Source organism: Sinomonas cellulolyticus, from assembly GCF_014656475.1.
In the GTDB taxonomy this organism is placed as follows: Bacteria; Actinomycetota; Actinomycetes; order Actinomycetales; family Micrococcaceae; genus Sinomonas; species Sinomonas cellulolyticus.
Genome location: NZ_BNCM01000003.1, coordinates 90,910 through 110,815, shown reverse-complemented (window position 1 = coordinate 110,815; position 19,906 = coordinate 90,910). Strand labels below are relative to the sequence as shown.

Annotated in this window: 17 protein-coding genes, 2 tRNA genes and 1 other RNA gene; 10 read left to right on the top strand and 10 right to left on the bottom strand. The window is 68.7% G+C overall.

Annotated features, from left to right (window positions below; genetic code table 11):
* Window positions 1-12: 12 nt before the first annotated feature.
* The gene (gene aceE / locus IE231_RS04565; RefSeq protein ID WP_189692764.1) at window positions 13-2,754 is read right to left on the bottom strand and encodes a pyruvate dehydrogenase (acetyl-transferring), homodimeric type; all 2,742 of its coding nucleotides are present in this window, start codon (window positions 2,752-2,754) and stop codon (window positions 13-15) included.
* A gap of 442 nt (window positions 2,755-3,196) precedes the next feature.
* Between aceE and IE231_RS04560 the strand changes: the two genes are divergently transcribed.
* The 4 genes from IE231_RS04560 (at window position 3,197) to gnd (ending at window position 6,115) form a co-directional block, all read left to right on the top strand.
* On the top strand, window positions 3,197-3,613 hold the full coding sequence (locus IE231_RS04560; RefSeq protein ID WP_189692763.1) for a DUF3052 domain-containing protein: 417 nt from the start codon (window positions 3,197-3,199) through the stop codon (window positions 3,611-3,613).
* On the top strand, window positions 3,610-4,113 hold the full coding sequence (locus tag IE231_RS04555; protein WP_189692762.1) for a peroxiredoxin: 504 nt from the start codon (window positions 3,610-3,612) through the stop codon (window positions 4,111-4,113). The genes IE231_RS04560 and IE231_RS04555 overlap by 4 nt, the downstream gene beginning before the upstream one ends.
* A 104-nt stretch (window positions 4,114-4,217) precedes the next feature.
* Window positions 4,218-4,290: transfer RNA gene (locus tag IE231_RS04550), tRNA-Val, on the top strand.
* A 385-nt stretch (window positions 4,291-4,675) separates the two neighbouring features.
* Entirely contained in the window at window positions 4,676-6,115 is a 1,440-nt protein-coding gene (gene gnd, locus IE231_RS04545; RefSeq protein WP_189692761.1) for an NADP-dependent phosphogluconate dehydrogenase, read from the top strand.
* A gap of 78 nt (window positions 6,116-6,193) precedes the next feature.
* Here gnd and IE231_RS04540 read toward each other — a convergent pair whose 3' ends face one another.
* The 4 genes from IE231_RS04540 to msrA all read right to left on the bottom strand — a co-directional run bounded on the left by IE231_RS04540 (window position 6,194) and on the right by msrA (window position 10,204).
* A complete protein-coding gene (locus tag IE231_RS04540; protein ID WP_189692760.1) occupies window positions 6,194-7,834 on the bottom strand; it encodes a purple acid phosphatase family protein in 1,641 nt (546 codons plus the stop codon).
* Window positions 7,835-8,034: 200 nt separating this feature from the next.
* A complete protein-coding gene (epsC, locus tag IE231_RS04535; RefSeq protein ID WP_229866525.1) occupies window positions 8,035-8,613 on the bottom strand; it encodes a serine O-acetyltransferase EpsC in 579 nt (192 codons plus the stop codon).
* A 42-nt stretch (window positions 8,614-8,655) separates the two neighbouring features.
* The gene (gene cysK / locus IE231_RS04530; RefSeq protein WP_189692759.1) at window positions 8,656-9,591 is read right to left on the bottom strand and encodes a cysteine synthase A; all 936 of its coding nucleotides are present in this window, start codon (window positions 9,589-9,591) and stop codon (window positions 8,656-8,658) included.
* A gap of 88 nt (window positions 9,592-9,679) precedes the next feature.
* Window positions 9,680-10,204 (bottom strand): peptide-methionine (S)-S-oxide reductase MsrA, encoded by a 525-nt coding sequence (msrA, locus tag IE231_RS04525; protein ID WP_189692758.1) that lies wholly within the window; start codon window positions 10,202-10,204, stop codon window positions 9,680-9,682.
* A gap of 54 nt (window positions 10,205-10,258) precedes the next feature.
* Between msrA and IE231_RS04520 the strand changes: the two genes are divergently transcribed.
* Both IE231_RS04520 and IE231_RS04515 read left to right on the top strand, forming a co-directional pair.
* Window positions 10,259-11,233, top strand: coding sequence for a Nif3-like dinuclear metal center hexameric protein (locus IE231_RS04520; protein ID WP_229866493.1), 975 nt, complete (start codon window positions 10,259-10,261; stop codon window positions 11,231-11,233).
* A gap of 21 nt (window positions 11,234-11,254) precedes the next feature.
* A complete protein-coding gene (locus IE231_RS04515) occupies window positions 11,255-11,989 on the top strand; it encodes a zinc ribbon domain-containing protein (protein ID WP_189692757.1) in 735 nt (244 codons plus the stop codon).
* A gap of 21 nt (window positions 11,990-12,010) precedes the next feature.
* Here IE231_RS04515 and IE231_RS04510 read toward each other — a convergent pair whose 3' ends face one another.
* On the bottom strand, window positions 12,011-12,775 hold the full coding sequence (locus IE231_RS04510; protein ID WP_189692756.1) for a YaaA family protein: 765 nt from the start codon (window positions 12,773-12,775) through the stop codon (window positions 12,011-12,013).
* 60 nt (window positions 12,776-12,835) lie between these two features.
* On the opposite strand from IE231_RS04510, the gene rnpB reads away from it, so the two are divergent.
* The 3 genes from rnpB (at window position 12,836) to IE231_RS04495 (ending at window position 15,167) form a co-directional block, all read left to right on the top strand.
* Window positions 12,836-13,219, top strand: an RNA gene (gene rnpB / locus IE231_RS04505) — RNase P RNA component class A.
* Window positions 13,220-13,432: 213 nt separating this feature from the next.
* Entirely contained in the window at window positions 13,433-14,914 is a 1,482-nt protein-coding gene (locus tag IE231_RS04500; RefSeq protein WP_189692755.1) for a glyceraldehyde-3-phosphate dehydrogenase, read from the top strand.
* 52 nt (window positions 14,915-14,966) lie between these two features.
* A complete protein-coding gene (locus tag IE231_RS04495) occupies window positions 14,967-15,167 on the top strand; it encodes a hypothetical protein (RefSeq protein WP_189692754.1) in 201 nt (66 codons plus the stop codon).
* 83 nt (window positions 15,168-15,250) lie between these two features.
* On the opposite strand, the gene def is transcribed toward IE231_RS04495, so the two are convergent.
* The 3 genes from def to orn all read right to left on the bottom strand — a co-directional run bounded on the left by def (window position 15,251) and on the right by orn (window position 16,856).
* A complete protein-coding gene (def, locus tag IE231_RS04490; RefSeq protein ID WP_189692753.1) occupies window positions 15,251-15,931 on the bottom strand; it encodes a peptide deformylase in 681 nt (226 codons plus the stop codon).
* A 100-nt stretch (window positions 15,932-16,031) separates the two neighbouring features.
* Window positions 16,032-16,104, bottom strand: a tRNA-His gene (locus tag IE231_RS04485).
* A 116-nt stretch (window positions 16,105-16,220) separates the two neighbouring features.
* Window positions 16,221-16,856 carry an oligoribonuclease gene (orn, locus tag IE231_RS04480; RefSeq protein WP_189692752.1) on the bottom strand — a complete coding sequence of 212 codons (636 nt, stop codon included), beginning with the start codon at window positions 16,854-16,856 and terminating at the stop codon, window positions 16,221-16,223.
* A 105-nt stretch (window positions 16,857-16,961) separates the two neighbouring features.
* Here orn and mptB point away from each other — a divergent pair, with 105 nt between their 5' ends.
* Complete coding sequence (gene mptB, locus IE231_RS04475; RefSeq protein WP_189692751.1) at window positions 16,962-18,527, top strand: polyprenol phosphomannose-dependent alpha 1,6 mannosyltransferase MptB; 1,566 nt, start codon at window positions 16,962-16,964, stop codon at window positions 18,525-18,527.
* An 18-nt stretch (window positions 18,528-18,545) separates the two neighbouring features.
* On the opposite strand, the gene IE231_RS04470 is transcribed toward mptB, so the two are convergent.
* Window positions 18,546-19,763: a glycosyltransferase 87 family protein gene (locus tag IE231_RS04470; RefSeq protein ID WP_189692750.1), complete on the bottom strand. Its 1,218-nt coding sequence runs from the start codon at window positions 19,761-19,763 to the stop codon at window positions 18,546-18,548.
* Window positions 19,764-19,906: the final 143 nt, after the last annotated feature.

Here is a 19,906-nt window from a genome sequence, read left to right as displayed (position 1 = left end):
CTGCTGCGGGGACTAGCTCTCGCCGCCCGCGTTTCCGGTTGTTCCCGCGTTGACGTCCAGGAGCTGGTACCGCTCGAACGCCTGCCGCGGGGCATCGGCGTCGACCTCGCCCCGCCGCGCGAGCATCTGCAGCGCCCGCACGACGACCGAGTGGGCGTCGATGTGGAAGTACCTGCGTGCGGCCGCGCGGGTGTCGGCGAATCCGAAGTCGTCGGCACCGAGCGTGGCGAACTCGTTCGGCAGGAACTGGCGGATCTGGTCCGGCACGGCCTTCATGTAGTCCGTGACAGCCACGATCGGCCCGGTGGCACCCGCCATCTGCTGGGTGACGAAGGGCACGCGCGGCTCCTGGCCGGGGTTGAGGAACGCCTCCTCCTCGGCGGCCAGACCGTCGCGGCGCAGCTCGGTCCAGGACGTCACGCTCCACACATCGGCCGAGACGCCCCACTCCTCGGCGAGGATCTGCTGGGCCTCGAGTGCCCACGGCACGGCCACGCCGGACGCGAGCAGCTGCGTCCGCGGTCCGTCGATCTTCGCGGGGGCGAGCAGGTAGATGCCCTTCAGCACGCCCTCGACGTCGAGCTCCTCGGGCTCCGCGGGCTGGACGATCGGCTCGTTGTACACCGTGAGGTAGTACATGACGTTCGGATCCGGGTGCTTCCCGCCGTACATGCGCTCGAGGCCGTCCTTGACGATGTGGCCGATCTCGTAGCCGTAGGCCGGGTCGTAGCTGACGACCGCGGGGTTCGTCGAGGCGAGGATGGGCGAGTGGCCGTCCGCGTGCTGCGTGCCCTCACCGGTCAGGGTTGTCCGTCCCGCCGTGGCGCCGATCACGAAGCCGCGGGCCATCTGGTCCGCCGCGGCCCAGAGGCCGTCGCCGGTGCGCTGGAAGCCGAACATCGAGTAGAACACGTACACCGGCACGAGGGTCTCGCCGTGGGTCGCGTAGGACGTGCCCGCGGCGGTGAACGCAGCGACGGACCCGGCCTCGTTGATCCCCGCGTGCAGGATCTGCCCCTCCGGGGACTCCTTGTAGGCCAGGACCAGGTCCCGGTCCACCGAGAGGTAGTTCTGGCCCTTGGGGTTGTAGATCTTGGCGGTCGGGAAGAACGCGTCCATGCCGAACGTCCGTGCCTCGTCCGGGACGATCGGGACAACCCGCTTGCCGAACTCCTTGTCCCGCATGAGGTCCTTCAGCAGCCGTACGAACGCCATCGTCGTCGCCGCCTGCTGCTTGCCCGAGCCGCGCTTGGCCACCTCGAAGGACTTCTCCGCCGGCAGCGTGATCGCCTCGGGCTGGACGCGCCGCTCGGGGAGGAACCCGCCCAGCTCCTTGCGCCGCTGCATCATGTACTGGATCTCCGGGGCGTCGAACCCGGGGTGGTAGTACGGGGGCTGGTACGGGTCGGCCTCGAGCTGCTCGTCGCTGATCGGGATGCGCAGGTGGTCGCGGAAGTCCTTGAGGTCCTGCAGCGTCATCTTCTTCATCTGGTGGGTCGCATTGCGGCCCTCGAAGTGCGTCCCGAGCCCGTAGCCCTTGACAGTCATCGCGAGCACGACCGACGGCTTGCCCTTGAACTCGGTGGCGGCCTTGTAGGCGGCGTAGACCTTCCAGTAGTCGTGGCCGCCGCGCTTGAGGTTCCAGATCTGCTCGTCCGTCAGGTCCGCGACGAGCTCCTTGGTCTCGGGCGTCTTGCCGAAGAAGTGGTCCCGGACAAACCCGCCGGACTCGGCCTTATAGGTCTGGTAGTCGCCGTCCAGGGTCTCGTTCATGATCTTCACAAGCTGGTTGTTGTCATCGCGTGCGAGCAGGTCATCCCACTCGCGGCCCCAGATGACCTTGATGACGTTCCAGCCCGCGCCGCGGAAGAACGCCTCGAGCTCCTGGATGATCTTGCCGTTGCCGCGGACCGGGCCGTCGAGGCGCTGGAGGTTGCAGTTGATGACGAACGTGAGGTTGTCCAGGTTCTCGTTCGCGGCGAGCTGGAGCAGGCCGCGGCTCTCGGGCTCGTCCATCTCGCCGTCACCGAGGAAGGCCCACACGTGCTGGTCCGAGGTGTCCTTGATTCCGCGGTTGTGCAGGTACCGGTTCGTCTGGGCCTGGTAGATCGCGTTCATCGGGCCGATCCCCATCGAGACCGTGGGGAACTCCCAGAACTCCGGCATCATCCGGGGGTGGGGGTAGGAGGAGAGGGCGTGGCCCTCGCGGGACTTCTCCTGGCGGAACCCGTCGAGGTCCTCCTCGCCCAGACGCCCTTCCATGAACGCGCGCGCGTACATGCCGGGGGAGGCGTGGCCCTGGAAGAACACCTGGTCGCCGCCGCCCGGGTGGTCCTTGCCCCGGAAGAAATTGTTGAAGCCCACTTCGTAGAGCGTCGCCGCACCGGCGTAGGTGGAGATGTGCCCGCCCACGCCCACGCCGGGCCTCTGCGCCCGGTGGACCATGATGGCGGCATTCCAGCGCATGTAGGCGCGGTACCGCCGCTCGAACTCCTCGTTGCCGGGGTACTCCGGCTCCTGGTCCGCGGGGATGGTGTTCACGAAGTCAGTCGTCGTGACCATGGGGACGCCGACGCTTCTCGAACCCGCGCGCTGGAGGAGGCTGCGCATGATGTACTGCGCGCGCTCCGTGCCCTGCTCTTCGATCAGGGAGTCAAGAGACTCAACCCACTCGCTCGTCTCTTCGGGATCGCGGTCCGGCAGCTGATTCGTCAGGCCACTGAGGATGTGCGAGGTTTCCTCTCCTACAGACACGTCCAACCTCTCTTCGAGCCCGGAGGCCGGAGCTGGTGGCAGCCGGCAGCGGGCAGTCTCGTCACGGTGCCCTGCGTGCAGGGCCGTTGGTGCTGCGAGGGCCGGGCAGGTCCAGGGTTCTTCTGGCCAGCTGGCACTCACACGCCACTCTAGCCGCGTGCGGGCGGGGGTAGTTAGCCGATGGCCGCTGTGTGACTGCTCTCATGGCGGGGAGAAAACCGCCGTACGTCCCCGGTATCGGGCCGTCCGTGCCGTTCCTGCTTGAAGCGGCGCCGCAAACGTAGTTGGCTTATAGCTACAGTGCGCCTCAGTAATTCGGCGCCAGACGGAGCCTCAGTCGACTCGAGCCCAGGCCGCCGTCCTGAAGGAGCTCCCGGAAGGGGGCGCCGGCAGGGCGCCGGACGCGGCCCTCCGACGGGGGCATACACGAGGAGGAGAGGACGTGGGCGAGACCGACACCGCCGCGGACAGCAACGTGGCGGCGCGACTGGGTTTCAAGGACGGAGACCTGATCCAGGAATTCGGGTACGACGAGGATGTGGACTTCGGACTGCGGGACGCCATCGAGGAGGCTGTCGGCTCCGAACTTCTCGACGAAGAGGACCACGACGTCGTCGACGGGGTGATCGTGTGGTGGCGCGACGACGACGGCGACCTGGTCGACATGCTCGTGGATGCCCAGACGACCCTCAATGAATCCGGTGTCCTGTGGCTCCTGACGCCCAAGCAGGGGCGCGAGGGCCATGTGCGGCCCGTGGATGTGCAGGAGTCCGCGCCCACCGCCGGTCTGCATTCGACTTCATCGGTCGGCGTCTCGAAGGACTGGAGCGCCACCCGCCTCGTCCGGAAGAAGCAGTGACGGCCCCTCTGGGCGCTGCCTCGCCGGCCGTCGGCGAGCTCGCCCCGGACTTCGAGCTGCCCAACCAGTTCGGAGAGCCTGTGCGGCTCTCGGCGTTCCGGGGGCGGCCCGTCGTCGTCATCTTCTTCCCCTTCGCGTTCTCGGGAATCTGCACCGGCGAGCTGTGCGAGATCCGGGACGGATGGGACGCCTTCGCCGATGTGGAGGCCGAGGTCCTGGCGGTCTCTGTGGACAGCAAGTTCGCCCAGCGCGCCTACGCCGCCGCTGAGGGCTACGAGTTCTCCCTTCTCGCTGACTTCTGGCCCCACGGAGAGGTGGCCCGCAGGTACGGCGTCTTCGACGAGGCCAGCGGCATGGCCCTGCGCGGTACCTTCATCCTCGATGCCGAGGGTGTGGTCCGCTACCGGGTGGTGAACCCGCGCGGGCAGGCCCGCGACATGCAGGAATACCGCGCGGCGCTGGCAGAGATCAGCGCGCAGGCCCCGCATACGTCCGCCTGAGCGCGCTCTGCCTTCCCGGGACCTGGGCAGTCGGCACCCGGTTCGCCGTGCGCTCGACCCTGGGGTACTGTTGGAGCTCGTCGGAGCGCGCTGCGCGCCGACGAGGGTCTTTAGCTCAGCTGGTAGAGCGCCACGCTTACACCGTGGATGTCATCGGTTCGATCCCGGTAGGACCCACCGTCTTCGCCCTCCCGTGGCCCGGCAGCGAACAGTGCCGCACCCGTCTCTCAGGTACCCTGCCGCAAGCAGGCATGGAGTGAGCCCCCCGCCGCGGCCATTGGGGGGTTTGCCGCGGCGGGGGGCTCTGCAGATGAATATAGGGTGAACTGGACCCGAATCAAAATCGGAGCCGCGGCGCGAGGCTCGTCGGTCCCCGGGGTGCTCGACGACGAGCCTCACCCTCCCTCACGCTGTCCGGCGGTGTGAGGCAGGCAGGACGGCCGAGCCCCACGGCAAGCAGACCCAGCGCGTGAGGTGTATCGAAATACCTTGTCAAAAGCGCCATGAGGGGCCTATGGCTCAACTAGCCTTGACGGGAACCCAGCGAAGAGACGGAGAGTACATGTCTGCACAGATCGGCGTCACCGGCCTTGCGGTGATGGGCGCCAACCTTGCCCGCAACCTCGCGCGCAACGGCTTCACCGTGGCGCTGCACAACCGCTCGGTGGCGAAGACGGACGCCCTGCTCGCCAAGCACGGCGACGAGGGCGACTTCGTGCGCACCGAGACGCTCCAGGAACTCGTCGACGCCCTGGAGAAGCCGCGCCGTGTGCTCATCATGGTCAAGGCCGGCGCCCCGGTCGACGCCGTCGTGGACCAGCTCGTGCCCCTCCTGGAGGAGGGCGACATCGTCATCGACGGCGGCAACTCCCACTACCAGGACACCCGCCGTCGCGAGGCCGCCCTCGCGGAGAAGGGCCTGCACTTCGTGGGCATCGGCGTCTCCGGCGGCGAGGAGGGCGCCCTCAACGGCCCCTCCATCATGCCCGGCGGCTCCAAGGAGTCCTACCAAGCGCTCGGTCCCCTTCTCGAGAAGATCGCCGCGAAGGCCGACGACGGCGCGCCCTGCTGCGCCTGGATCGGCACCGACGGCGCGGGGCACTTCGTGAAGATGGTGCACAACGGCATCGAGTATGCGGACATGCAGGTCATCGGCGAGGCCTACAACCTCCTCCGCAGCGCCGCCGGCATCGAGCCCGCGGAGCAGGCAGCCATCTTCGAGGAATGGAACAAGGGCGACCTCTCCTCGTTCCTCATTGAGATCACGGCCAAGGTCCTGAAGCATGTCGATGCCGAGACCGGCAAGCCGTTCGTCGACGTCGTGGTGGACTCGGCGGGGCAGAAGGGCACCGGCCGGTGGACGGTCCAGTCCGCCCTCGACCTCGGATCCCCGGTCTCCGGCATCGCCGAGTCCGTGTTCGCCCGCGGCATCTCCTCCCAGCGGGACCAGCGGGCGATCGCCCAGACGACCCTCGCGGCCCACGAGGCGGACATCGATGTGCCCCAGGACTTCGTGGAGGACGTCCGCCAGGCGCTCTACGCGTCCAAGCTCGTCTCCTATGCCCAGGGCCTCGACATGCTCGCGTCCGCAGCGAAGGAATACGGCTGGAACCTCAAACTGGACGAGATCGCTTCGCTGTGGCGCGCCGGCTGCATCATCAGGGCGGACCTGCTCAAGGTGATCATGGAGGCCTACAAGGGTGACAAGGCTCCCGCGAACCTCCTGTTCGCGCCCGCATTCGTCGAATCGGTCGGGAAGGCCGTCCCGGCGTGGCGGCGCGTGGTCGCGACGGCGGTGCAGCTCGGCATCCCGGTCCCGGTGTTCTCGTCCTCGCTCGCCTACTACGACGCGCTGCGCGCCAAGCGGCTCCCGGCCGCCCTGATCCAGGGCCAGCGTGACCTCTTCGGCGCGCACACCTACCAGCGCGTGGACCGCGAGGGCACCTTCCACACCCTGTGGGGCGAGGACGGCTCGGAGGTCTCGGCGGTCGACACGCACTGACCGCCGTCTGGCCCGAGGAACGCGACGGCGCCGCCCACCGGAAGGGTGGGCGGCGCCGTCGTCCTGCGGCCCAGTGGCCTAGCCTTGGCCGTCCTGACGGCTCTGGCCCGTCGCCCCGGCGCCCTTCGCGTCCGAGCGCGGACGGTGCAGCGCGAACGACTCGAAGGCCTCGAGCCCGCCGCCCACGCCCGTGACGTTGTAGTAGGTGACCTTGATCGTCGTGTCTCCTCCGGGCTGTCCGGGATCCACCTCGAATGCGCCGAAGCCGTAGGAGTTGGCGGCATCGCGCACCGCCGACCATGCGGCCGGCTCCTTGACGTACACCGGGGCGCGCTTGCCGGTGGCCGCATCGGGCGTGGGCGCCACGGACACGATCACGCGGCATTCCGGCGGCGTGAAGAGGAGCTGATTCGAGGGCACCGAGGTTCCGCCTCCGCCGAGGACCATGTGCACGGTCCCCTTGGTCGTGTCGATCGCCTGGATGTCTGTGGCCGTCGGCACCGGCGTCAGGGTCTGGTTCTGCTGCTGGCCTCGGATCGGGTGCGATCGCTCGTAGTGGTGCTCATGGCCGCAGACCACGAGGTCCACGCCGTACCGGTCGAACAGCGGCACCCACTCCTGGCGGACGCCGAGGTCCGCACCGTTGAAGTTGTTCGCCGTGCTGATCGCCACCTGGTGCATGCAGACCACGATCCAGTCAATGTCCTCGTTCCCGCGCGCGGCGGCGAGCTCCTTCTCGAGCCATGCCTTCTGTGCGCCGTCGGAGTAGCCCCGCACGTAGGAGTTGCCGCCGTCCTGGTAGCAGACGTCGTCGTTCGCGAGGGAGATGATCCGGACGGATCCGACGGTGAAGCTGTACCAGAGTCCGCGGGTCACATCAGTCTGCCCCGAGGCCTCAGGGACCTCGAAGTAGGTCTGGTACGCCGCGTAGCCGATGGGGCCGTTGCCCTTCTCGTTCTCGTGGTTTCCGGCGGAGGGCATCCACGGGCGGTTCCGCGCGCTTCGGGAGTTGTTGGACCAGAAGTCCCACCAGGTGCGGATGCGGTCCTGCGCGAGGTTCGCGTAGCAGAGGTCTCCGTTGAAGAGGTGGAACATGGGCTGCACTCGTTCGACGCCGCCCGTCGTATCTCCGGCCGAGGGGGAGCCGAGGTTGTCGTTGACCCACGAGGTGCCCTGCTTCTTGCCGAGGGTCGGTGTGCCCTGGTCTCCGAAGCTCGTGAACGTGACGCGGGCCCGGCCCCTCGGGCCCGTCGTGAAGGTCCCGAACTCGGGCGTCGCTCCCGCATGGACCGCGGCGTAGAGGTAGCCTGCCTCCGCGTCGAGGCCCGTGAGCAGGGCGTGGTGGGCGTACACCGTTCTGCCGGACTTCGCGTCCACGTAGCTGCGCGTCGCGGCGCCGACGGCTTTGGCGAAGGTACCGTGCGCATCGCCGAGCAGCACGCGTGGCTCCGTGACGGGCTGGAGCGTGTGCCACGAGACGACCATTTCCCGCGAGGCGTCGGCACCGAACTGGAGGTGCAGGCCGTCCACGGTCGGCACCGAGAGAGGATCGGTCGCGGACAGGGAACCGGGGAGGTCTTTCCCCGACTCGGGATTCGGGCCGCTGGGCGCGGCGTTGGCCGGTGAACCAGCGAGGGCGGGCACTGCGACGGCGGCCAGACCGGCCCCGATGAGGAGGCGGCGGCGGGTGACTGGTGAGTTCTCGGGCTGAGGCGTCATGCGGCGAGCATGCCCGTCGGACCTCGGAGCGAGGACAATCCCGGGTGAATGTGCGACGAAAGTTCGGTGACCTCACGGTCAACATCGGCACGCGGGGCCGCCCGCTTCTGCATCCGCTCTCTGCTCTGCACGGCGGCGCCTCCGGCCCCGCGGGGCCGGACGGCGTCGTCGTGAGCGTCCTGACAGTCAGACGTAGCCGGTCAGATGTAGTAGTACTCCGCGGGGTCCACTGCGGGCTTGGTCTCCTTGGCGGCGTCGCGGTGGCGCCAGGTGGCGGGCACGCCCGTGACGATGGAGTTCGGCGGTGCGTCCTTGACGACCACGGCGTTCGCGCCGACGGCACTCCCGGCCCCGATCGTGATGGGGCCGAGGACCTTCGCGCCCGCGCCGATCGTGACGCCGTCGCCGATCGTGGGGTGGCGCTTGACCTTGGCGAGGGAACGGCCGCCGAGGGTCACGCCGTGGTACAGGAACACGTCGTCCCCGATCTCGGCGGTCTCGCCGATCACCACTCCCATCCCATGGTCGATGAAGAACCGCCGCCCGATGGTGGCCCCCGGGTGGATCTCGATCCCCGTCAGGAACCGGGCAGCCTGGGAGATCAGGCGGGCGGGGAAGCGGAGGTCCTCCCGCTGCCACATCGCGTGGGTCAGGCGGTGGACCCAGATGGCGTGCAGCCCGGAGTAGGCGAGGAAGTTCTCGACGTGGCCGCGCGCGGCCGGGTCATGCGCTGCCGCGGCCTCGAGGTCCTCGCGGAGCCGCGCCACCGTGCGTTTGATCAGAGACACAGGTTTCCTTCTGCCGAGCCCGGAGCCCGGCCCTTAGCCGCGGATGTCGTCGTACAGGACGGTGGAGATGTAGCGCTCACCGAAGTCGCACACGACCGCCACGATCAGCTTGCCCTTGTTCTCGGGGCGCTTGGCGAGCTCGAGCGCGCCCCAGACGATGGCTCCGGAGGAGATGCCCCCGAGGATGCCTTCCTCGGAGGCGAGCGCCCTGGCAACCGCCACCGAGTCCTCGAGGCTCGCGTCGAGCACCTCATCGTACACGTTCGTGTCGAGGATCTCGGGCACGAAGTTGGCGCCGAGGCCCTGGATCTTGTGGGGGCCGGCCGGACCTCCATTGAGGATGGGGGAGTCCTTCGGCTCGACGGCCACGATCTGCACACCGGGCTTGCGCTCCTTCAGCACCTGGCCGACGCCGGTGATGGTGCCGCCCGTGCCGACGCCGCTGACGAAGATGTCGACGCCGCCGTCGGTGTCGTTCCAGACCTCCTCCGCGGTGGTGGCGCGGTGCACCTCCGGGTTGGCCGCGTTGGCGAACTGCTGGGCCCAGATGGAGTTCTCGGTGTTGGCAACGATCTCCTGGGCCTTCTCGACCGCGCCGCGCATGCCGTCGGAGCCCGGCGTGAGGACGATCTCCGCACCGTAGGCGCGCAGGAGCACCCGGCGCTCGGTGGACATGGTCTCGGGCATCGTGAGGATGACCTTGTATCCCCGGGCTGCGCCCACCATGGCCAGGGCGATGCCCGTGTTCCCCGACGTGCCCTCGACGATCGTCCCGCCCGGCTTGAGCGCCCCCGCCTTCTCTGCGGCATCGATGATGGCCACGCCGATGCGGTCCTTCACGCTGTTGGCCGGGTTGTAGAACTCGAGCTTGACGGCGACTTGCGCCTCGAGGCCCTCGGTGAGCCGGTTGAGCCGGACGAGAGGGGTGTTGCCGACCAGCTGGGTGACGTCATCGTAGATGCGGGCCATGATTCCTTAGCTTTCTGGAAGTGGGCGTGACGGAGCGTAACCGGGGCGCCGGCTGCGGCTTCAGCCTAGCCAGCGACCATGGAGGCGGCTAGGAGGCCAGCCACTCCGAGTAATATTTGCGGGCCTTGGCGAGCTTCGGGTTGATGATCACGTGGCAGTACCCGGCGTCCTGGTTGTTCGCGTAGTAGTCCTGATGGAACGCCTCCGCCGGATAGAACGTACTGGCCCGGGTCACTTCCGTGACGATGGGATCCCTCCAGAGTGACTGGTTGCGGCTGATCGCCTCTTCGAAGAGGACCTTCTCCTCGTCAGTGCGGTAGAACATCGACGACCTGTACTGCGTGCCCACGTCGTACCCCTGGCGGTTGAGCGTGGTCGGATCGTGGATCGCGAAGAACATGTCCAGGACCGTGTCGGCCGGGATCACTTCCTCGTCGAACGTCACGGCCACGACCTCCGCGTGGCCCGTCATGCCGCTGCACACGCTGTAGTAGTCCGGGTCCGGGAAGTGGCCGCCGATGTAGCCCGAGACCACCGAGGCGACGCCCCGCGTCTTCTGGTACACCGCGTCGAGACACCAGAAGCAGCCGCCGCCCAGAATGAATGTCCTCATGCTGCCTACAATGTCCGAAGCCCGCGGAAGATTCCCGAGAGAGGACCGCACTTCGTGTCAGAGCAGACAGGCCCCGCCACGTCAGAGCCCGCCGTGCCAGAGAACGAGCAGCCGTCCCGCCAGCCCGGGCCCGAGGGAACCGGACGTGAAGAGACGAGTGAGGAGTCCCGCGACGGCGGCGCCTCCAACGGCGTCTCCCTCGCCGACATCCTCGTGGCCGTCGAGGAGCTCTGGCCCGAATCCCTTGCGGAGGAGTGGGATGCGGTGGGCCTCGTGTCCGGCCGTCCGTCCCAGCCGGTCCGCAGGATCCTGTTCTGCGTCGATCCCGTGCTGGAGGTCATCGAGGAAGCCGTGACGTGGGGCGCAGACCTCATCGTGGCGCATCACCCGCTGCTCCTGCGCGGCGTCACGAGCGTCGCCGCGAACACGCCCAAGGGCCGGGCCGTGCATCGGCTCATCGAGTCCGGGATCGCCCTCGTGACGGTCCACACCAACGGCGACTCGGCCGTCGGGGGCGTGTCCGACGTGCTCGCGGACGCGCTGGGCCTTGAGGCGGTGGGCCCGCTCACCAAGGCCGCCAACGGCCTGCCCGAGGAGGGGATCGGCCGCGTGGGCGACCTCGCCGAGGTCACGAGCCTCGGCGCCCTCGCCGAGCGGCTCTTTGCGATCCTGCCCGCGGTGGCCGGCGGGGTCCGCGTCTCCGGGGACCGCGACGGCCTTGTGCGGCGCGTGGCGGTGTGCGGCGGTGCGGGCGACAGCCTGTTCGACGCCGTGCGTGCGGCGGAGGCGGACGTGTACGTGACGGCGGACCTGCGCCACCACCCGGCCTCCGAGGCCCGTGAGTCCTCAGTGGACGGGCGCCCGTACCTGGTCGATGTCAGCCACTTCGCGAGCGAATGGCTGTGGCTCCCCACGGCGGCCCAGGCCCTGGACAATGTGCTCACGGACCAGGGCCACTCCCTGGACATCCGGGTCTCGACCACCAACACCGACCCGTGGGATTTCATCCTCACCCCCGGTGAGGACTAGCCCACCTGCAGGAGGTAGACCATGCCCAAGGCCCCCGCTGCTGAGCAGCTCAAGCTGCTCGGCCTCCAGGCCCTCGATGCGAAGCTGCGCGCCCTCGACGTGCGGCGCACCGCCCTCGACACCGACCCACGGCTGGCCCCGGCCGCGGCCGAGCTCAAGGCTGCGAGCCTCGCTGCCCGTGCCGCCGACGACGCGGTCGCGGCGGCGGACGGTGAGCTCGTAGCGTCCGAGGCGAAGGTCGCCGAGGTGTCGGCCCGGATTGCCAAGGACGAGCAGCGGCTCTACGCCGGCGGACTCTCAAAGGACCTCGAGGCCCTGCAGAAGGACATCGCTGGCCTCACGGCGCGCAAGGGCGACCTCGAGGATGCCGAACTCGAGATTCTGGAGCGGCTCGATGGCCTCCGGGAGGCGCAGGCCTCCGCGGGGCAGCGGCTCGCTGCCGCCCAAGCGGCCAGCGATGCGCTCCGCGCGGAGCTCGATGCCCAGATCGCGGAGGTGGCGGGGGAGAGGGCGGCTGTGGCCGCCGAGCGCGCGGACTACGCCTCCGCCGTCGACCCGGGTCTCGTCGCCGTGTACGAGAAGACCCTTGCCAAGCGCGGGGTCGGTGCGGCACGGCTCTTCCACGGGACCTCCGAGGGCTCGGGCATGGCCCTGAGCCCTGGCGACCTCGCGGCCATCCGGGCCGCGGCGGAGGACGAGGTCGTGTTCTGCCCGGACTCCGGCTGCATCCTGGTCCGCTCGGCTGAGTGGAGCTGACGGTCGTAGCGCCGCCCGCGGTCAGTCCCGCAGGATGAGCGCCAGGGAGTGGGGCCGCCTGGCGGTTCCCTCGCGCAGTTCGGCCTCCCAGTGCTCCCGGGCGACGGCGAGCAGCGCCTCCGGCGTGGCCGGTGCCTTGCCGCGACGGGTGAGCAGGTGGCGCACGAAGTCGCCGCGGTGGTGCTTGGCGAAGTGGCTCACCACGCTGCGCCTGCCGTCGCGCTCCCGGAAGACGTCGACCGTCACCGTCGTGGCGGCGGGTGGGGCGTACGCGGCGGCGTAGGTGCTCGAGCGGCAGTCCACGACCAGTCCCTCGGCGGAACGCGGTGCGAGCGCCTCGGCGAGGCGGGGCTTCCAGTAGGCCGCCATCCGGCCCACGCCCGGCAGGGACGTCGACATGGAGAGCCGATAGGCGGGGACCGGGTCACCGAACCCCACCGCTCCCCAGAGCGCCGAGACCACGACGATCCACTCGAGCGCGCGTCGCCGCTGCGCGGGGGTGAGGGTCTCGTAGCCGAGCGCCTCGTACAGGACGCCGGAGTAGACGGCGTGCGCCGGCGCCGCCGGTTCCGCGTGAAGCCGCCGGTTCCGGTCGACGTCGTGCGCGAGCGATGCGCCCACGCCGAGCAGCTCGAGGGCGTCCCTCCTGCCGCTTGCCTCCGCGAGGTGCGCCATGACCTCCTTCCGCGCCACCTCGAGCTCGGGGAAGCTCAGCGAGGCGAGGTCGACGGCGGGCCCCGCCGCGGCGGGTGTCTTGCCCTCGGAGGGCGGGAGCAGGATCAGCACCCGACGAATCGTACCGGTGCGGCCGCATCTGGTCCTCCGGGCTAGACTTTCCCCCGAGGACAGGTCGGCCGGGCGACCGCGGGGCCGCTCCTCTCGGGGCGGCCGCGAGGAAAGTCCGGGCTCCGCAGGGCAGGGTGGTGGGTAACGCCCACTCGGGGAAACCCGCAGGCCAGTGCCACAGAGAACAGACCGCCGGCACGTCCGCGTGCCGGTAAGGGTGAAACGGCGGTGTAAGAGACCACCAGCTCCCCGGGCGACCGGGGAGGCTCGGTAAACCCCACCCGGAGCAAGGCCAGACAGGACGCGCTACCAGGGCTGCCCGCCCGAGCGTCCGGGTAGGCCGCTCGAGGCCGTCGGCAACGGCGGTCCTAGATGGATGGTCGCCTCCCGCGCCGGGGCAACCCGGCGCGGAGACAGAACCCGGCTCACAGGCCGGCCTGTCCTCACCTGAACTGAGAGCATGTGAGTGACTTCACAGGGTGCTCCCGCCCTGCCTGTGGCTGCCTCACGTACACTTGATGGTGAACGTAGATGTTCTCCTGAGCCGGGCTCTGCGATCGCAGGACCGGCTCCTTCCATGCTCGGCGGCCAATCCCGGCGTCAGCTCGGGCATGCGCACGACGGCGTGCGCGCGAGACCCGTAAGAAAGGCACCACTGTGAGCACAACGACGGAATCCGCCCTGGGCACCTGGATCGGACGCGAGGCCGCCGCGGAGGAGATGATCCCGATCATCGGGCGGCTGTACCGCCAGAACAATGTGGTGACCTCGGTCCACGGCCGCAGCCTCATCAACCAGTCCGTGGTCGGCCTGCTCAAGGCCCACCGCTGGGCGCGCCAGATCGACAGCGAAGAGCTGGCGCTCGAGGAGACCCTCCCCATCCTGAAGGTGCTCGACACCCTCGAGCTCGGCGCGGCCTCGATCGACCTCGCCCGCCTCAACGAGGCATTCCGTGCTGAGGGCCAGGACCTCGGCCTCGAGGACTTCCTCCGCCGCGAGCTGGCCCCCGTGGTGGGCAAGCACGGCGCCGACCCGCGCAAGGCCCAGGACGTCGTGCTGTACGGCTTCGGGCGCATCGGCCGCCTCGTGGCCCGCATCCTCATCGAGCACGCCGGCGGCGGCGACGGCCTCCGCCTCCGCGCCATCGTGGTGCGGAAGGGCTCCGACCAAGACCTCGTCAAGCGGGCGAGCCTGCTCCGCCGCGACTCTGTCCACGGCGCCTTCGAGGGCACTATCACGGTGGACCCGGAGAACAACACGATCCTGGCCAACGGCACGCTCATCCAGGTCATCTACTCGGACAGCCCCGCCTCCGTCGACTACACCCAGTACGGGATCCACGACGCGATCGTGGTGGACAACACGGGCAAGTGGCGCGACGCTGAGGGCCTGTCCCAGCACCTGCAGAGCAAGGGCGTCTCCCGCGTCCTGCTCACCGCCCCGGGCAAGGGCAACCTCCCGAACATCGTCCACGGCATCAACCACACCTCGATCTCCGAGAACGACAAGATCGTCACGGCGGCCTCCTGCACGACCAACGCGATCACGCCCGTGCTCAAGGCGGTCAACGACAAGTACGGCGTGGTCCACGGCCACGTCGAGACCGTCCACTCGTTCACGAACGACCAGAACCTCATCGACAACTTCCACAAGGGCAACCGCCGCGGTCGCGCGGCCGGGCTCAACATGGTCCTCACTGAGACCGGCGCGGCGAAGGCTGTGGCCAAGGCGCTCCCCGAGCTGGCCGGCAAGCTGACCGGAAACGCAATCCGCGTGCCCACCCCAGACGTCTCGATGGCCGTGCTGAACCTCAGCCTCGAGACGGAGACCACCAAGGACGAGGTCAACGCGTACCTGCGTGAGATGTCGCTGCACTCGGATCTGCGCAAGCAGATCGACTACATCGATTCGCCTGAGGTCGTCTCGAGCGACTTCGTGGGGTCGCGCCGTGCGGGCATCGTCGACGGTCTGGCCACGATCTCGTCCGGGAAGAACCTCGTGCTCTACGTCTGGTACGACAACGAGTTCGGCTACTCGACCCAGGTGGTGCGCGTCCTCGAGGACATGGCCGGCGACCACGCACCGACCTTCCCCGTCCAGACCGCCGCTGACGAGTACGAGCTCGCAACGACTCGGTAGCGATTGCCCGAGGGTGCTGGATTCGCGGCGGGGGCAGAGGCAAGATGCAGCTATGGAACCTACCGAGCATGACAGCACTCTCGAGCACGCACTCGATGTGGCCAGGGCCAATGCCAAGCAGGCCAAGCTCCTCGTGGACCACGCAAAGGCCGCCCTCGCCCGAGGGGACGTGACGCCGGAGCGTGTCGCCCAGCTCGAGGCGCTCCGGCAGGCTGCCGACGAGGACCTCGTCCGCGTGACGCGAGAGCAGTAGAAGCCCCAACGCGAAGGGCGCCGCACCCAGTCGGGTGCGGCGCCCTTCGCCGTCTCAGCGCTCAGCGCGAGGCCGGGAAGCCGTCAGAGGCCGTGTTCCGCCGGCCCGTGCCCGGCGCGGTCATGCTCGGCATGCTCGTGTGATGCGTGATCGTGCGCCGCGTGCTCGTGGTCCTCGTCGTGGTCGTGGTCGTCGTGGCCGAAGGGGTCCGGGTCGACCCCCGGCATCCACGTGAGGCCCGGGACGCCCCATCCGTGCTTCCGCGCGGCCCTGCGCGCCTTCTTGGCGTACTTGTCGATCAGCCGGTCGACGTAGAGCTTCCCGTCGAGATGGTCGTACTCGTGCTGCATGACGCGGCCGAACCAGCCGGTGGCGACGAATTCAAGAGGATTGCCGTCGCCGTCGAACCCCTCAACCTTGACCCACTCCGCCCGACGCAGCGGGTAGCCCTCGCCGGGGAAGGAGAGGCAGCCCTCCTCGTCCTCCTCCGGATCCGGCGCCGCGCCGGAGACCTTGGAGAGCGTGAGCCTCGGATTCACGACGGCGCCGCGCGGGGGCACGCCGTCGTCGTTGGGGTGCTTGTACACGAACACGCGCAGGCCTACGCCGATCTGCGGGGCCGCCAGGCCGGCCCCGTGGGCCGCGTCGTTGGTCTCGTGCATGTCGGCGATGAGAGTGCGCAGCGCGTCGTCGAACTCCGTGATCTCGGCTGCCCTGCGGTGCAGCACGGGCTCGCCCCAGATGGTGATCGGATGGACAGTCACGGTACGGCTCCTGCACTAGGTGGGCGTCGGGGAAACGGAACGAGGCCGCCGGGGGACTCCCTGGCGGCCTCGTGATGACCGGGGAACCCGGTCTCTTCGGGGTGAGTAACGGGGCTCGAACCCGCGACCTTCTGGACCACAACCAGACGCTCTGCCAACTGAGCTATACCCACCGCGCACACTTCCCGGGACTGCCAGACCGACTGATCCAGCATTATTCCCCGTGAAGGCAACGAGAAATAGTCTACCTGCTCACGGGAGTGCTCATGACCAAAACGGCCGCTGGGCGCTAACTTTTTTCGGCAGCTGCGTCAGGATCCGCTCCCGCCGTGATGCGCGCCGCGACTGCTTTCGCCGAGGCCGAGTCGGGGCCGGGCGCGGGCACGAAGACCGTCTCTCGGTAGTAGCGCAGTTCGTCGATGGAATCGCGGATGTCGCCGAGCGCACGGTGGTTCCCGGTCTTCGCCGGCGCCTGGAAGTAGGCGCGCGGGTACCAGCGCCGGGCAAGCTCCTTGATGGTGGAGACGTCGATGACCCTGTAGTGGAGGTGCTTGATGACCTCCGGCATGTCACGGGCCAGGAACAGACGGTCGGTCCCGACCGAGTTTCCACCGAGCTGGGCCTTGTTCGGCTCCCTGACCCACTCGAGGATGTACGCCATCACTTCGGCCTGGGCCGCCTCGAGCGTCATCCCATGCGGCAGCTCGTCGATCAGCTTCGAGTCCGTGTGCATCGTGCGCACGAAGTCGTTCATTCCTGCCAGCGACTCGTCGCTGGGCTTGATCACGACGTCGACGCCGTCGCCGAGGATGTTGAGCTCTGAATCAGTCACGAGGACCGCGACCTCGATGAGGGCGTCGGCGACCGGGTCGAGGCCGGTCATCTCGCAGTCGATCCAGACAATGTGTTCGTTGCTGATGGGCACCTGCCAAGACTACCGCCAGCCCCGGGGGCCTCCGCCCGAGAGCCGCCGCCACCATCCGGCCCGGTGATAAAGTGAGGCTCTCCCACACTGAACGAAGGGTGACCCATGTCCTCACAGCGCCCGGGCCCGCCCGGGGGGCCTCTCGGGTGGCTTCGCTCCCTGTGGACATCTGTGCCGCCTGCTGGTGTCAACCAGCCCGCCCACTGGGCCCTCGGCCAGGGATTCGTCGGCTCCCTCCTGATGGTCTTCGGATCCTTCGGCGTGGGCTGGCTGGCGGACGCCTCGCTGTTCACGCGCAACCCCGTGTTCATCACCCTCCGCACTGAGGCGTGGGGTGTGACCTCATGCATCATTGCGCTGGTTGCCGGTGCCATGCTGCTGACGAGGTCGTGGCTCCGGTTCGGCCAGCGTCTGCGCCACTGGGGGCCGGGAACGCTGCGGCCCACAGTGCTGGCAGTCGTCCTCTGGGGGCTGCCTCTCGTGTTCACCTTCCCGATCTACTCGCGTGACATCTACGCGTACGTGGGGCAGGGGCGCCTCATGGCTGCGGGCCTCAATCCGTACACCAACGGCATCTCGAGCCTGAACAACTGGCTCGAGCTCGGCACCGATCCGTCGTGGGCGTCCACCCGCACGCCCTATGGCCCATACTTCCTGTGGCTCGAGCGCTGGGTGGTCCAGGCCACCGGAGGGCAGCCGGACGCCTCCGTCCTGCTGTTCCGTGTGATCGCGCTCGTCGGGGTGGCACTGAGCGCCTACTACGGCTACCGCCTCGCGCAGCTGCATGGGGTGGACGGCGCACGCACCGTCTGGCTCAGCGTCGCCAACCCGCTCTTCCTCATCTCCTGCATCGCGAGCGCCCACAATGAGGCGCTCATGATCGGCCTCGCCGTCGCCGGCGTGTACTACGCCTCCAAGGGGAACTGGTTCGCCGGGATCCTCCTCACGACCCTGTCGATCGGCATCAAGCCGATCACCGCCGTCGTCCTGCCCTTCATCGGCCTGCTGTGGGCCGGTCCCGGTTCGACATGGCTGCGGAAGTTCCTCTGCTGGGCGGGTACCGGCCTGATCAGCCTCGCCCTCTTCGCGGTCAGCGCGCTTGTGTACGGCCTCGGCTTCGGCTGGGTCAACGCCATTGTGGATCCGACACCGGGCTTCATCTCGTACACCCCGTCCGGATTCTCGAGCAACCTCCTCGCCACGGCCATGAGCACGCTGGGGCTCGACGGAGGGCAGATCGCCGAGGGGTACCGCGGCGTCCTCAAGTGGGTCGGCATCGCGATCGCCGTCCTGCTGATCTTCCGAGGGAATGACCGTCAGGTGGTGCGGCGGCTCGGACTGGCCTTCATGGCCATCGTGGTCCTCGGACCGATCATCCAGCCCTGGTACGTCCTCTGGTTCTTCCCGTTCCTTGCGGTGACCGGGATCAGGGACAACTGGGAGGTCAAGCTCTGGTACCTCACCGTGGTGTTCTTCGTGGTCTTCGGCGCGCAGGACCAGCTGCATGTCTTCGGCTTCGTGAACATCCCGATGCCGCCGGAGGCCCTCGCGGGCCTCGTGGCGCTCGCGTTCGTCGCCTACCTCGTCCTCATCGACCCCAAGACGCGCCGTATCGTGTTCGAGCGTCCGCGACGGGCGGCGCGCCCCGGGATCGCTGCCCGCGGTTCCTGACGGCGCGCCGCCAGGCTGCTAGGGCGCGTCGGTCTTCGCCGCTGCGGCACCCTTCCGGCCCAAGCGGACCAGACGGATCGCGGACCACACGAACAGGATGACGACGAGCACGTTCCGCAGCGTGAGGACGAGCGCCATGAGCGGGTTGTTGTGGCTCAGCGCATCGTAGAAGAGCGGGTAGATGAAGTAGGTGGCCGCGGCGATGCCGAGCAGGAGGCGGGCGGGCACGCGCCAGGCCGCCCGGTCCTGAGCAATGCCGAGGGCGACCACCGGGCCGAGCCACAGCATGAACTGCGGGGACCCGACCTTGTTGAACACGATGAAGGCGCTCACCATGGCGAGGGCGCCGGCCAGCAGGAGTTCCGAGCGGTCCTCGTGGCCTCGCTTCTTGCCCTCGTGGAGTGCCCAGAAGATCGTGCCCGCGATCGCAACTGCCACGACGATGAAGAGCGGCTGCATGAGGGCCGAGGCGACCGAGGAGCCCGGACCGTCCACCTGCATCGAGTTGATCTCGGTGTTCATGTACATGCGCGCCCCGCCGAGGCCCAGGACGGACATCCAGAGCCACGGCGTGGTGAAGGTCGCCTCAAGCTGCATTCCCCGCGACCCCTGGGTCGTGAGGAAGTCCAGGAGATGATGGAAGACGCCGAGTGCGGCAGCGATGGCGGCAACCGCAGCGGTGATCAGCACGGCGCCCCCGACCACCTTCCACCGCTCCCGCACGACGGTGAACAGGGGAAGCAGTGCGGCGGCCGGCCATACCTTCATCCACGTGGCGAACGCGAGGATCACAGAGGCCGCGAAGGGGCTCGCAACGCCGAGGCTGAGCCCCAGCAGCACGATCGGCGCCGTGACGCCGTCCACCCTCGCGAAGCCGAGGAGTCCCATGAGGGCAATGAAGACCAGCCACCACCACGAAGCGCGCACTCCCTCGCGCTTGGATCCCCAGCCGCTCAGCACGCCGATGGCTACGCCGTTGAGCACGGAGGTCAGCACGACCCAGAGGATGAGGAACGGCCCGGGCCCCGCGAGGCCTGAGATCCAGATGGGCAGCAGGCCGGCGATCGGGTAGACCCACGGCGAAGGCTGCACGTCCTGAGGGAAACCGGCGGCAGCCCAGTCCCGGTAGATATTGGTGTCGCTGAAGGCCTGGCCCTGGAACACGAAGATGGAGAGGTAGGCGAGATAGCCGAGGTGCACGAGGAGGAAGCCGGTCAGCAGCCCCTTCGGCGTCATGAGCCACGCCCCGAGAGGTCGTCGCTCTCCCGTCGGTGCTGTGTCCGTGGGGCGGGTGGGCTTGATGGAAATGGCGGCTCTCCTCGGGCTGGGTCGGCAGGCCGCAGGGGGGCTCGCGACCGCCCGACAGTCTACCAGCGGGG

Coding starts and splice junctions, on each gene's coding strand:
- IE231_RS04470 (WP_189692750.1), bottom strand. CDS start 19,763: ATGACGCCGAAGGGGCTGCTGACCGGCTTCCTCCTCGTGCACCTCGGC.
- msrA (WP_189692758.1), bottom strand. CDS start 10,204: ATGAGGACATTCATTCTGGGCGGCGGCTGCTTCTGGTGTCTCGACGCG.
- IE231_RS04540 (WP_189692760.1), bottom strand. CDS start 7,834: ATGACGCCTCAGCCCGAGAACTCACCAGTCACCCGCCGCCGCCTCCTC.
- cysK (WP_189692759.1), bottom strand. CDS start 9,591: ATGGCCCGCATCTACGATGACGTCACCCAGCTGGTCGGCAACACCCCT.
- mptB (WP_189692751.1), top strand. CDS start 16,962: ATGTCCTCACAGCGCCCGGGCCCGCCCGGGGGGCCTCTCGGGTGGCTT.
- IE231_RS04495 (WP_189692754.1), top strand. CDS start 14,967: ATGGAACCTACCGAGCATGACAGCACTCTCGAGCACGCACTCGATGTG.
- gnd (WP_189692761.1), top strand. CDS start 4,676: ATGTCTGCACAGATCGGCGTCACCGGCCTTGCGGTGATGGGCGCCAAC.
- IE231_RS04515 (WP_189692757.1), top strand. CDS start 11,255: ATGCCCAAGGCCCCCGCTGCTGAGCAGCTCAAGCTGCTCGGCCTCCAG.